Consider the following 13,398-nt stretch of genomic DNA (forward strand, 5'->3'; position numbering starts at 1 on the left):
AGCAATCATCGAAGCCGAACGAGGAGGTTGTCATGACGGAGGGAACAAACCCGATCGGGAACGTTACGTTTCGTGCAAGCAAATGGTTCAACAAGGTGAAATGCGAGCCCGGCTGGGACTGGAAACCGGCACACGGTCTGCCTGACTACGACTTGTGGTACGCATTAGAAGGAAGCGGGGAAATGCGGCTAAACGGCCATACGTATCCGATCCGGCGGGGATCGTGTTTTATCGTCCATCCGGGCGATCGTCCGCATGCGGTACAAAACGATGACGACCGGCTTACCGTCATCTTCATCCATTTTTGGGCGAACGTCCCCCTGGACACCACCCCGCCCGTCTGGCCGCGGCATACGTTCTTTCGCGACGTGTACCCGATCGAACGGCTGCTGCACGAAATGTTATACGTCCTTGGCAGCCGGGATTCGTTGCGGGAGGAAGAATTCGACTGCTGGATGAAGCTGTCCATCTTGCACATCCATCGTCATCATCACGATAAAGGGCAAGCGGCATTGTCCGCGCGACACCAGGAAACGATCCGCGCCGCCATCGACTACATTCGCCGCGAAAGCGGTAGACGCGTCCGGACCGACGAGCTGGCCGGTCGCGCAGGCATGTCGCAAGCCCATTTGAACATCGTGTTCAAGCAGTTTGCCGGTATGCCACTGAAAAAATATATTACGCTCACCCGGCTGGAACGGGCCCGGTATTTGTTGTCCGATACGACGATGAACGTATCCGAGGTTGCCGACGCGATCGGTTATTCCGACGTCTACACGTTCAGCAAAATATTTAAGCGTTATTTCGGGATGACGCCATCCTACTACCAGATCAGTTCTCGCGTATCGATTAAGACTAACTCAATGCCACCGGATCGATAGCCGGCCTTCCTTTGTGCCAACGCGCAGCTATCCGCGATCATGACAAAAAATCTCGAATCGCGCCATGTCCTCCCTCCTCCCGCCATGATACGCTGAACATAATTCGAAAACACAAGGAGGTTACCGGCATGAAGCCCGTGCAGGCAAACGCGGAACAGGAAACGTATGTGGACGACACTCAGTCGAAGGAATGGAGCAAGTACGTGCAGGTGACGCCGGAGGAAGCCGCACATATCGCCCGGACGCTGTACCGTTACGACAACATCGCCGGCGAACGGGTCGGTCGGCTTGACGATATCGGCGAGGGTCAGGTTACACGATACAAGGATCAAGGATACGTCATCGTCGAGAGCGTCTTACAACAGTCGGAGATCGACACTGCGCTGCAAGAAATCGACGATATTATTCAAGGCAGGATGGCGGGGCCCAAAGTGCAGCGAATCAAGCCGAATAGCGAGCCGACGACGCCTGAACAGCGGGAATTCGCCACGCGGAAAATATACAACTACGTCGATTACGCCCCCGCTCTTCGTCACATCGCCTATCACGAAGACATTCTTGCGACGGTGCGCAAGCTGCTCGGCGACGAGCCGAAGCTGATCGACGAGCAAGGATTGCTGAAGCCGCCTTACGGCGGCGGGGAGAAGCCGTGGCATCAGGATATGGCTTACGGCGGGTTATTTTACAAAAAGCAAATCGTGACGGTATGGATCGCGCTCGATGCGGCGGATTTGGACAACGGCTGCATGCACCTGATTCCGCGTTCGCATCTGGCCGGGGGAGCGCCACACTATGCGATTCGCGATTGGCAAATATGCGATCACCATGTGAACGTGGAGCATGATGTGGCGGCCGTCATCGCTCCCGGCGGGGCATTGTTCTTCTCTGGACTGCTGTGGCACGGGACGCCCGCCAACTTCTCCGCGAAGCGGCGCCGCGCCCTGCAATTGCGGTACGCGCCGGCATCGTCAGCATTGATGAGCAAAGAACAGTTTCAGCTCATGTTTACAAGTTCGATGACGGACGCCGAGTGTTAATCGTTGCCGCATCGTCTTCGGCCTAGCGACTTCCAGCTGGCGAGCTTTGCTCCTTGTACAAAGTCGGACCTTAAAAGGTATTCATGGAACGACGAGCCCCTTGCTCCTCAAGGGATGTTGTAGTCTTCCCGAATACACAGGATTAGCTCTGACTCTGTACTGGTTCAACAGGAACGAAAAGAACCTAAGCCGTTGGCTAGGTTCTTTTCAATATCCTCTTCACTTCACAATCGATTGCTATTTTTTGATTATGATTCCTACAGTTGTAAGAGCTGACTAACCGTTACAAGCCGATAACCTTCTTCTGTTAATTCCTTGGTCAACATCCGCACGGCTTCGATGGTTTGGGACCGGTCCCCGAAGCCGTCATGAAAAACGTAGCGTGACCGGAAACCTCCTCGAAAATATCCAACAATTGCGGAGTATAAATCGGATTAGGACCATCGTCGAACGTAAAAGCAATAGCTTTTTGTGATGTTGAAACGCGATGAATGATTTCCATACTTTTAACCACCTTTGCTGTTCCCCTATTTTAGGGTGCTACCAGCATACCACTTGTTGATTTCGTCGTAGCTCGTTTGGCCGCCGGCTTTTTTATATTTTTCCGTGAAGGCGTCGAATCCTGCAAGCTGCTCGCTGCCGACGATGAATTTGACGGCATAATCGTTGACCGTCTGGCTTAGCTGCGCGTTTTCCTTGGAGTAAATCGGCAAGTATGGCGCTAATCCGAGAGGATTCTTCTTGAATACATTCGGCTTCTGCTGCTTGTTCAGATATTCCCAGCCCTTGTAAAGCCGATCGTCTTTGCGGACGCGGGCCTGCCAATAGATAGGATATTTAATCTCGTCGATGCCGGACAAATAGTTGCTTCCCGAGCCGCGCTCGTCATTGAAAATCGGCAAAATCGGGTAATAATTTCCGTCCTTGACCGTATGGTGCGTGCCCTCTACGCCGATCGCCAAGTTTTTGAACGTATCCGGCTGCAGCTTGGCGTCGATCCATTTGATAGCGTCTTCCGGATGTTTGGAAGCTTTCGGAATAAAGGTCAGCCGGTCGAATCCGAATGACTGTGCCAGACCGGCCTGGCCGTCTTTGCCTGTCAGCGCGGGAATGTACGCATACGCGGCTTGCGGGAAGTTTTTCTTGAGCGCATCGTCGATCTGCGGAATGTCGGCCCAATGCAGCACGATGACGCCCGCCTTGCCGTTCGTGAACTTTTCCTTCACCGTTGCGTCCTTATTGATCGCGAACTCCTGATCAAGCAGCCCTTGTTTGTAAAGATCGGACATATAAATCAAATATTCCTTAAACGAAGGATTCATGGCGCGGGGGATCAGCTTACTGTTCACGTCGTTCCAATCGTTGACCATGCCGAAAGCGCCGACGATGTTGTCGACCATCGGAACGTCGCCCTTAATGGACAGCGGTATATTCTTGGCTCCGTTACCGCCAGGATCCTTCTCCTTGAACGCCTTGAGGACAACCGTCAGCTCGTCAAGCGTCGTCGGTACTTGCAGACCCAGCTTATCCAGCCAATCCTTGCGGATCATCAGGCTCGTGCCGACGGATTCGAGGGTTCGGGTCGGAATCGCATAGATTTTACCGTCGACTTTGGCCATTTCCAGCGTCTCTTTGGACAACGACGCTTTGATGTTGCTGCCATACTTCTCAATGAGCGGAGTCAGATCGACCAGAGCGCCTTTTTTGGCATAGTCGGCATAAATCGCTTTGGAGCTGCTGTCTCCACCGGTCGAGACGACGTCGTATGGCTCGGAGGAAGCGATCAGAAGATTGAGTTTGTCCTCCGGTTTATCCACCGGAAGCGCTTCGTAATTTACTTTGTACCCGGTCTTCTCTTCCAGCATAATGGCGATCGGATCTTTACTGAAGTTGGGGCCCAAACGCATAAGCGCTTTCAATTCAGGTTTGGGGCCTCCATTCGCTGGCTGTGCGGACGGCACCGAGGAGCTTTTCTCTCCTTCGCTATTCGAGCCGCAAGCGGAAAGAAGCATGAGGCTGGCCGCTACGGGGAGTGCGACCCATTTCTTGATTTTCATCATCTTTGAAACCCTCCTGTGTATACAAATACGTTTTATCATTAAGCAGCGGTTTGGCTTCCGCCGGCGTTAATGCAGCATTAACCTTTGACGGAACCGATCAATACGCCCTTAATAAAATACTTCTGAAGGAACGGGTACACGAGCAGAATGGGTACGGTAGATGCTACTACGGTAGCGGCCCGGATACTTTCCGGCGACATATTCATCAGATCGTCTGCCGACTTGTTGATCGCGTTCGCCGTATCGTTCTCCATCACGACATCGCGCAGATGCAATTGAAGTGTTTTGAGCGACGGATCGTTGATGTAGAGCATCGGACTGAAGTAGTCGTTCCAAAAGCCAACTGCATAGAACAAGGCGATCGTAGCGAGAACAGGCATGCTGAGCGGTAAAATGATGCGAAACAGAATGATATAGGTCTTCGCTCCGTCGATCCGCGCCGATTCTTCAAGCGCTTCGGGAAGCCCTTCGTAATAACTCTTGATTACCAGCAAATTGAAAACGTTGATCATTGCCGGCAATATGAGAGACCATAGACTGTTTAGCAGGTGCAGCTCACGGATCAGCAAATAATTCGGAATGAGCCCTCCGTTAAACATCATCGTGAAGACGAACAGTACCATGAAGATGGAGATGCCGGGCAGATGCCGCTTGGACAACGGATATGCGGTGATTGCCGTCACCAAGATGCTCAGCAGTGTCCCGACTGCCGTCACGATGACCGAAATTACGAAAGCCCGACCGAATGCGTAAGAGGTAACGACGTTTACCAGCGTATCGAGCTGGAAGCCGACCGGCAGCAGGTTCACGCGTCCCGACACGAGTGCCCAATCCGAGCTTACGGATTTGGAAAACACATGGATCATGGGTAACAGTGTAAGGAGTCCTAACGCGATCATGAAGCCGTAGACAAAGATGTCTAGCACCCAGTCGCTGAACGTTCTTTTATGGATATGCATGTCAGCCCTCCACAGAGTTTTGCAGAGCAACTTGCCTTGTAAGCACACGCTTACCAGATTCCGCGGTTCAGCAGCTTCTTGCTGAGCCAGTTGCCGGAGAAGATGAGAATGAAACCGACGACCGAATTGAAAAGGCCGACCGCGGTGCTGAAGCTGTAATCCATCTTGCCCAGACCCGTCCGATAAACGAAGGTGCCAATGACGTCGCCGGATGCGTAGACGGTAGGATTATACATCGTCAGTATTTGCTCCGTGCCCGCGTCCAGTACCATACCGAGTCGCAGAATGAGCATCAGGACGATCGTCGGCAGCATGCCGGGAAGCGAGATATGCCACATTTGCCGCAGCCGGCTTGCTCCGTCGATCGAAGCCGCTTCGTATTGCTCCTGCTCGATGCTGGCGAGTGCCGCGATGAAGATGATGGCATTCCATCCTACCTCCTTCCAGCCCGCCGTGAACACGACGATGCTTCGGAACACGCGGTTGTCCATAAAAAACTTGACCGATTCGCCGCCGAGCCATTGGATTACGGAATTGACAAGTCCGTCGGAAGGAGACAAGATCGCCATGAACAAACCGGAGATGATGACCCAGGACAAAAAGTGGGGCATGTAAATAATCGTCTGGACTGTCCGTTTGAACGCTGTGAAGCGAACCTCGTTCAGCAGCAGAGCGATAAGGATCGGTATCGGGAACAGCAGCACAATCTTGTATACACTGATGAGCAGCGTATTCGTGAACACTTGCATGAATTCCGCCGATTGCATAAGCTTGCGAAACTGCTCGAGCCCGACCCATCTGCTCCCCGAGATCCCGTCGAAGATGTTGTAATCCTGAAACGCGATCACGACTCCGTACATTGGCGTAAATTTGAACAGGAGCAGTAAGAACAGCCCAGGCACGAGCAGCAAATAAGTATCGATGTTCCGCCATACCAATCGCCATCTGCTTTCACGCTTGCGCGGAACCTTGGCCTCTCCTGCCTTTCCATTCCATTGTGAGCTAAGCTCGCTCATATTGTAGTTGCACCTCCTGCACGTATGGCTTCATTGTACCTGCGGGGATGGTGCGTCATGTAGATGGCAATCCGACACTTTCTAGTCGTATCCTACTCAGTTTGTTTCTCCTGCATCGCCTTAAGACGAACGGTCACGACAGTGCCCTCGCCCAGACGGGAACGGACCGCCATTCCGTATTCATAACCGGCCAGCAGTTTGATTCGCTCGTTCACATTGTAAAGCCCGTACGAGCTGCCGTTTCCTTCGGCACGGAGCAAAGGACGCGATTCGGACAAGAGGCTGGAAGCCAACTGCTCCTCCATGCCGATACCGTCATCTTCGACGGTAATCTCGAGCTCGTCCCCGCTCCGTTTCGCGCTGATGCAGATGGTCCCGGTTTTGCTTTTATTCTTGCGGATGCCGTGCAGCAGCGCATTCTCGACGATGGGCTGCAGCGTCAGCTTCGGAATGATGCACCCGTTCGCCTCCGGATCCGCTTCAATCACGAACTTGAATGTGGAAGGGAACCGATTCTGCTGAATTTCCAGATAGACTCTCGCAAGCTCCATCTCATCCGCTACGCAGACATGATCCTTCCCTTTGTTCAGGCTGAGCCGGAAATAATCGGACAGACTTTCGATCATATGGCTGATATCGTCGGCATCGCGGGAGATCGCCAACCAGTTGATCGTGTCCAGCGTATTGTAGAGAAAGTGCGGATTGATCTGTGCCTGCAGCGCGCGAAGCTCAGCCTCCCGCTCCAGCATTTTCGAACGGTAGGCTTCCTCCATCAAATCTTTCACCCGATGCACCAAGTGATCGACGACTCGCTCCAGCAAATAAAAGTCGCCGCCCCTATCTGTACGCGGCTCTTCCAGCCCTTCTACGCCTTCCGTGCGGATCGTCTTGACAACCGATTTGATCCGGCGATTCATCCCGTTAATCACGAACGCCATCAACATGAACACAAGAATCAGAAACATGATCGTCATGCCGGCGATCGTCGCGATGCCGGACCACTGACTTAACGTGGTCGTGCGGTGCGTCAGGTCGGACTTGGGCACCTCCAGCACGAGCCGCCAATCCGCAGCTCTGATGGGCGCACGCACCTCGAACAAGTCCACGCCGTTTTCTGACCGTTCGAGGATTCCTTCATCGGACTCGCCCGCGAGCGCAGCCTTTGTGCCGATCAAGGATGGCTCCGCGCTGTAAATGATAGTCCCGCTGCGATTCACCATATAGACACGGCCTTGAGCCGGAAAATCAAGCTCGGAAATGATATCGGCGACCATCTTCTCGGGAACGTCCAGCATAAGCACACCTAGCGTCCGATCGAAATTTCGCGGGTGTCTCAGTATGCGGACACAGGAAAGAATCCGTGCCGGCCCGGAGTCCAGATAGTTTTCTTTGTAGATGCCCGTCCAAACGATGCTGCCCCCCGCGTTCATGACCTCTTCGCGCCAAGGGCGTTCTTTCAAGTTGTCCAGAGGAAACAGATTCAATAAATCGAAGCCGTATATATTCCCCGGGTCGGTATAAATACGTGCCCTGATAATGTCGGGCGCCGTTTGAACCGATTCGAGTAAATTGCGCAGCTCCTTCGATTGATCGATGCGCTCGATGATCGGAATAGCAGGGTCCAAATTTTCATAGAGCTTATGGTTCATGAATAAAGAATTGGATGATTTCTGCACATAGTCGAGCCGCGAGCTTAAATTAATGCCTGCCTGCTTCAGCGTCTGCTGCATGGTCTGGGTCACTTCCTCCTGCAAAATCCGTGAGGATTGTTCATAATAGACGAACAGCATGATGCAAGCAGGTAGAAAAATCAGCAGTCCGTAGGCGAGCATCCACCTTCTGGCCGCTATAATGATTTCCCACAGATCGGTTGCACGGCTCCTTCTTTTTCGCAAGCCTTTTCTCACTGGCTCAACTCCTTTTGCATGGAACCCGTTCATCTCCTATTGCTGATCCCGGTAAGCGCTTGGCGTAAGCCCGGTCATCTTTTTGAACAGCTTGCTGAAATAGCTCGGATCCGTATAGCCGACCTGCTCGCACACTTCGTAGAATTTAATGCGGGGATCGCGCAGCAGTTCCTTCGCCTTCTCGATACGCACCTTCATCAAGTATTCGTAAATGGTCTCGCCGGTCTCCTGTTTGAACAATAGGCTGACATAAGTTTGGCTAAGGTAGACGCTAGCCGCAATCTCCGCGATCGATAAGTTCCTGGTGTAATTCTCGTCTATATACTTCTGAGTATGTTCGATCACATTACTCGACCGTCCGCTCCGCTTCTCCTGAATCCAGCAGCAAATGCCGTATAAGTAATCGCTTACGAAACTCTTCAACTCCGCCATCGTCTCCAGCTTCAGTAACCGGTCCAGCGCCCAAGCTTCCTGCTCTTCCTTTTCGCGGGTAAGCAGGTTAAGGTCAAGCAGCAACCTGCCGGCGAGAGCGATCATTTGCAGCCCTGCATGCCGGACGTATTTGAATCCGTCCTTGCGGATCGGCGCCAGCGGCTCGAAGATGCTTTCCAGTTCCATCTCCAATCGGCGCTTCTCTCCTGATTTCAGTCCGGACAGCAGCCGCTCGCTCTGACGGGAATCGAACCGGATCGGGCCTGCCGATCCCATTTCCAGACTGTCCATGGTGATCACCTGGTTCTTGCCCATATACCACTTCTGGTCCGCCGCTTCGCGGGCATGCCGATAGGATGCCGGCAGGAAACCGATATTCTCGGCGCGCTCGCCGACGCCGATCGTAACGCTGATCTTCAGCCAGCGCTGCACATTGTCCAGGATCGCCTGTGCCAGAGAGAGCAGCGTAGCCTCCGGGTCTTGTAACCGTTCGTCAAGTACTAGCAGGGCAACGTATTCAGCTACTCTGTTCTCGAATGCATACCCGAGCAGGGACTGATCGATCAGTTCCTGGATAATGTTCAAGAGCGAGTAAGCTAACAGCTGCTTATCCCTCTCCGAACGTCCGCCGTGCACTTCCTCCGAATCGTCAATAGTTATGACGAGTACGAGATAGGGCGATTCGAGCGGCAGTTCCAGATTGAGAAACGCCGCTCTTTCCTGCAGTCCCTCTGTTCGTGCGACGCCATCCTGGATCAACGACATCAGAAACTTCTCGCGAAGAAGCGGCATGCTCTGCATCAACTTGACTTGCATGTCCTTAAGAAGCTGCCGCTCTTTTTCTTCCGCATACAGATCCTGCACGACACCTTCAATGACCTTCTGAAGTTCTGTCCGTTTGACCGGTTTGAAAATATAGTCGGCAGCATGAATCTGCAGTGCCGAACGCAAATAGTTCACGTCATTGTGGCCGCTGATAAATACGATCTTTGTCTCGGGGAACCGCTCTCGAACGTCCCTCGACATACGAATTCCGTCCATCATCGGCATCATCACATCCGTCAGCACGATGTCGGGCTTCACCCGTTCAATCAGCTCCAGCCCCGTATCGCCGTCGTCCGCTGTTCCGGCCAAAACAATTCCATAGTCGCTCCACTTCACGAATTTGCTGAGCCCGTCCCGGACGGCCGGCTCATCGTCGATAATGACCAACTTATACATAATCCTTGCCCCCTTATCTGAACATGAAGGAACGATATGACAACAAAATGCACAAATGGGTCTCGCTGCTGCTCCGACGCGCGAACCCGTTTGTGCTTCTACGGACGATTTAAGGATTGATTCACTTGTGCGGGGAAATGTCCGCTTTCTCATAGACAGCCACGTTTTTCTGGAAGCTCCCGTACTATACCTTCTAATATAAGATGTTTTGGGAACAGTCTAAAGGGTGGATCCTACTATTTCTGGGTTAATGTTACTGAGAATTGTAAATCAAAAAGCAGTCATTTTCTTTTTTGAAATACTTAACGCGGGGTGGAGCAGCCTGGTAGCTCGTCGGGCTCATAACACGAAGGCCGCAGGTTCAAATCCTGCCCCCGCAACCAACTTACAATTCTAGCTCGGCATAAATATCAAAATGCCTTTAACCCATTGAACGTGGATTAAAGGCATTTTTGCGTTATCATAAAACTTCATGTGTCTACTATTTGTATAACACCTTATCTACATTGTACTTAGCCTTATATTCGTTGATAATGTACGTCTCGTATATTTCTCTATGGACGGGATCCTCGACTAAACAAACCTCGATTTTGATCACTTCCTCCCGCTGCTCTTTGATGACCGATACCGTATCCTCGAAATGCTTCTTGATTCTGGGTCTTAGCTTCCGTGCCTTGCCAACGAATAGGAGTTCATCCTTATCATTGTAGAACATAAAGATCCCCGCTTTATCTCTTGGAATCAGAATGAAATCCGTAAACCCGTAAATATGGCTTAATTCAGGGGCCTCCTGTTTGTAAATCGTGACATCCGGAGTCGGAATCGTTATTTGTATCATGAACATTCACTCTCTCTTCTGCGTCATTGTTATTTTCGAAAGGGTTGTTTCTCTTGGGAATATCGAACCCGATATATCGCTCGACGTTGGCAACGAATTTCTAATTGTCGAGTCTAGGTTATATTCTATCTATTATAGACCTACCTGTCTATTCCATGCAGGAAGTTCTATTCAATTCGCCTTGTGCCAGCCAGGACGGATGGGATTGCCGACATTCTTTGCTCATTACTAGAAATACCCTATTCGCCATGAGAATAGGGTATTCGCTGTATAGGGAGCTATATTGCAGATTATATTTCCTTTAGTTTCGTTTAGTAAAGGGTCTTTCAGAGTCGCAGCATAACCACAGCCGCTTCGTTTGTTGGCGGGACTTCATGCACAAATGGCATTATCAAGAATTAACTCTTTGGCTGCATATAAACTTCTTCATACGGCTGAACAATAACGAAACCGTCTCCTTCAAACCGCGTTTGAATCGATTCTCCACTACCTCTTCCAATAAAGGTTTTTAGTGAAATATCCGTTTGAAATTCGGGTTGAAGGTTTCCCGACCACGCTACAGTTGCATTTGGATCTGTAATAACTGGATTTCCTGGCGTTACGCGTAATGTAAGTGGTTCATAATGAGTTGTGATGGCAATCATACCCGTTCCTTCGCACCGAACATTAAACAGGCCGCCTGCGCTCATACCTGCTATTTTTCTCATAAGCTTAATATTGTGCTTGATAGTTGGTTCGAATGCAAGCAGGTCATTTCCATTTACATAAATGGCTTCGTTCTGTAAATAGAGAATAATGATCTTTTTTCCACTGTCGGCAAGATACAGCTTTCCTTGCCCATTTGCTTTCATGAGGGAAGTGCCTTCACCAGTGAAAGCCTTTTTGAACATATTCCCGATCCCGTTTTCTAAAATGCCCTCACGCTCAAACTTAATCCTTCCATGGTAAGCGACCATCGAACCTGCCTTGGCCCAAACGAGTCCCTCTAGATTCACCTCCAGCAGACGAGGTGTCTCTAATTCGAAAAATCCTTCCCCTTTATCCTCTTGCTCCGTGTTTTTAATAAATTCAGAAATCGAGTATTTATTCATACTGCACTCCCTTTCATTTTTTAACGTATACGCAGAACTGTGCAACAACGTTTCAAATCCGCCTGCTAAAGATGACGCCCATGCTGCGCGTACCAACATCAAAGGCTGCCGGTTTGATCCGACAGCCTTTATTAAGTCGAAACTTTAATATTCTCCTTTAATTACAAAAAACGAGCCCCGAATTGTTCCGGCTAGTTTAGACTTCTGCCTAGCAAACTTAAACTTCCCTTCTAACTCCTCGGGTACCTCCATCCCCTCAGAAAGCTTAAAACCAACGGCCCGCTTCTTAGGGTCATCAACCGTATACATGACATTAAGCCCAAGACCATCCTCATAAAAGACGTAGGTAAATTGGATGTTTTCCACTTGAAAACGCGACGTTTCTAAAGGCTTGGCCGCAAACTGAATATCGCGTTCTTTCAAAACTCGGTTCACGTAATCGAGGCTCTCCTGACTTTCGCTAGCGGGTACAACCGTAAATTCATGCTTGTATTTGTTCATAAAATAACGGGCTTCATTAGCACGTAGACCGGCAAGCGCTTCTGCTACAGGTGAAGACTCTAAACCAACCGTAGATACATCTTTAAAATCAACGATATAGGACATTTCCATCACTCCTTTTACCTCTTTATTTCCCAAAACAGGAATCCGCATTCCCCAAAAACTAAACCTTTTCGATCCACGATAAATAGACACCAAATAGTGTCTTAATTATAGGACACTTTATGGAGTCATGTCAACATAGACGCTTGTCCGACATACGGCTGAACCGCCCGATGCCTGCGCTATAACGGCAATACGGTTTTGCCCGGTTGAAAGTCGCCTTGCAGCATCGTGTGCTCATACGGCGCGTTCGGATTCGCAATCCGCCAAAGCATCCGTTCCGCTGCACGCGTCCCCGCTTCCCGAATCAGCAATTTCGGACGCGACAATTCCGGCCAGTACGGATTCGATTTATGTTCCAGACTGATCAACGATAACTGCTCCGGGATTCGTATTCCGTTTTCCTCGCAGGCCCGGTAAATCCAAGGCAAGTGGTAACTAACGCCGCATAGCACCGCCGTAATATTTTGCTTGCGCATCCTGTGCGCGAACTCTTCCATATTGCTGTGGCGATCCGTCGTTCGCACCCGAAGCATGTGATCTTCCCGCTCAGCCGAAAGGCCGTACTCTCGCATCATCATGTTGAAGGCATCCCAGCGCAAGACGAACCCCCGCCACTCCTCCAAGTAATCCCCAATATACAAAATGCGATGATGACCGTGCTGAATGAGATACTCCACGGACTGGCTGACCGCAGCTCCCACATCCCATATGACGCTATCCGCTCGCGTGCCAGGTCTTACGAAATAGATCAGAACTTGCGGGACAGGACGCTTCAGTAAAGCCTCCATTGACTCTCTGTCAAGCATCGGTGCCAGGAACAGCCCGTCGCAATGATCGATCTGATGAAGCCGAGCCCAAGCTTCGACCGACATCTCGCTCTCGGCCGGCAACGCCAGTTGCTCCACGGTATGTCCGTGCGAAGTCATCTTTTGTTGAAGCCCCTCGGCCAGCAGCGGATTCATGTCGTTTGCTTCGCTGCTTCGAAATGGAACGATCAATTTGAATCGGTACGGTTTGCTGCTGTGCAGAGGGATTTGCTCGATCGTCTGTGCCCGCTCCTGCGCTTTGCTGGCATAGCCCATCTCTTGCGCCAACTGAAACAGCTGGTGCCGTACCTGCTCCGAAACCCCTGTCAATCCGCGCAGCGCCTTGGACACGGTCTGGATCGATACCCCGGCTGCATCTGCTATATGTTGAAGTGTAATTGCCTTCTTCTTGCGCATCGTATGTTCCTCACTTTAATTTTAACTCTGTTTTAAACATTATCTTCAACTTTTATCAATTTTTCAAGCTATTAATATGCTTTTTACACTAAAAAATAGTATAAATGAGTGAAAATTTATTTTATTT

The 13,398-nt window shown here is 50.7% G+C and carries 11 protein-coding genes, 1 tRNA gene and 2 pseudogenes; 3 read left to right on the top strand and 11 right to left on the bottom strand.

The window, feature by feature from the left end; genetic code table 11:
* Positions 1-32: 32 nt before the first annotated feature.
* Positions 33-881, top strand: a complete 849-nt coding sequence (locus ABD796_RS31700; protein WP_344916054.1) for a helix-turn-helix transcriptional regulator — start codon at positions 33-35, stop codon at positions 879-881.
* A gap of 128 nt (positions 882-1,009) precedes the next feature.
* Entirely contained in the window at positions 1,010-1,918 is a 909-nt protein-coding gene (locus ABD796_RS31705) for a phytanoyl-CoA dioxygenase family protein (RefSeq protein WP_344916056.1), read from the top strand.
* A 257-nt stretch (positions 1,919-2,175) separates the two neighbouring features.
* Here the strand turns inward: ABD796_RS31705 and ABD796_RS35750 are convergent.
* The 7 genes and pseudogenes from ABD796_RS35750 to ABD796_RS31735 form a co-directional block, all read right to left on the bottom strand.
* Positions 2,176-2,295 (bottom strand): annotated as a pseudogene (locus tag ABD796_RS35750) (polysaccharide deacetylase family protein); the annotation flags it as partial.
* Between the two features lie 38 nt (positions 2,296-2,333).
* A pseudogene (locus ABD796_RS35755) lies at positions 2,334-2,420 on the bottom strand (polysaccharide deacetylase family protein); the annotation flags it as partial.
* Positions 2,421-2,445: 25 nt separating this feature from the next.
* Positions 2,446-3,978, bottom strand: coding sequence for an extracellular solute-binding protein (locus tag ABD796_RS31715; RefSeq protein WP_344916060.1), 1,533 nt, complete (start codon positions 3,976-3,978; stop codon positions 2,446-2,448).
* A gap of 77 nt (positions 3,979-4,055) precedes the next feature.
* Positions 4,056-4,937 (bottom strand): carbohydrate ABC transporter permease, encoded by an 882-nt coding sequence (locus ABD796_RS31720; protein ID WP_344916062.1) that lies wholly within the window; start codon positions 4,935-4,937, stop codon positions 4,056-4,058.
* A gap of 50 nt (positions 4,938-4,987) precedes the next feature.
* A complete protein-coding gene (locus tag ABD796_RS31725; protein WP_344916064.1) occupies positions 4,988-5,953 on the bottom strand; it encodes an ABC transporter permease in 966 nt (321 codons plus the stop codon).
* A gap of 92 nt (positions 5,954-6,045) precedes the next feature.
* On the bottom strand, positions 6,046-7,860 hold the full coding sequence (locus ABD796_RS31730; protein WP_344916066.1) for a cache domain-containing sensor histidine kinase: 1,815 nt from the start codon (positions 7,858-7,860) through the stop codon (positions 6,046-6,048).
* Between the two features lie 36 nt (positions 7,861-7,896).
* Complete coding sequence (locus ABD796_RS31735) at positions 7,897-9,513, bottom strand: response regulator transcription factor (RefSeq protein ID WP_344916068.1); 1,617 nt, start codon at positions 9,511-9,513, stop codon at positions 7,897-7,899.
* Positions 9,514-9,819: 306 nt separating this feature from the next.
* On the opposite strand from ABD796_RS31735, the gene ABD796_RS31740 reads away from it, so the two are divergent.
* Positions 9,820-9,896 (top strand) — tRNA-Met (locus ABD796_RS31740).
* Positions 9,897-9,994: 98 nt separating this feature from the next.
* On the opposite strand, the gene ABD796_RS31745 is transcribed toward ABD796_RS31740, so the two are convergent.
* The 4 genes from ABD796_RS31745 to ABD796_RS31760 form a co-directional block, all read right to left on the bottom strand.
* Positions 9,995-10,351: a nucleotide excision repair endonuclease gene (locus ABD796_RS31745; protein ID WP_344916263.1), complete on the bottom strand. Its 357-nt coding sequence runs from the start codon at positions 10,349-10,351 to the stop codon at positions 9,995-9,997.
* 398 nt (positions 10,352-10,749) lie between these two features.
* Positions 10,750-11,442 (bottom strand): AIM24 family protein, encoded by a 693-nt coding sequence (locus tag ABD796_RS31750; protein ID WP_344916070.1) that lies wholly within the window; start codon positions 11,440-11,442, stop codon positions 10,750-10,752.
* Positions 11,443-11,586: 144 nt separating this feature from the next.
* On the bottom strand, positions 11,587-12,048 hold the full coding sequence (locus ABD796_RS31755) for a phage tail protein (RefSeq protein ID WP_344916072.1): 462 nt from the start codon (positions 12,046-12,048) through the stop codon (positions 11,587-11,589).
* Positions 12,049-12,227: 179 nt separating this feature from the next.
* Positions 12,228-13,271, bottom strand: coding sequence for a LacI family DNA-binding transcriptional regulator (locus tag ABD796_RS31760; protein ID WP_344916074.1), 1,044 nt, complete (start codon positions 13,269-13,271; stop codon positions 12,228-12,230).
* Between the last annotated feature and the right edge of the window lie 127 nt (positions 13,272-13,398).

Source organism: Paenibacillus hodogayensis, from assembly GCF_039536325.1.
Classification (GTDB): domain Bacteria; phylum Bacillota; class Bacilli; order Paenibacillales; family NBRC-103111; genus Paenibacillus_AB; species Paenibacillus_AB hodogayensis.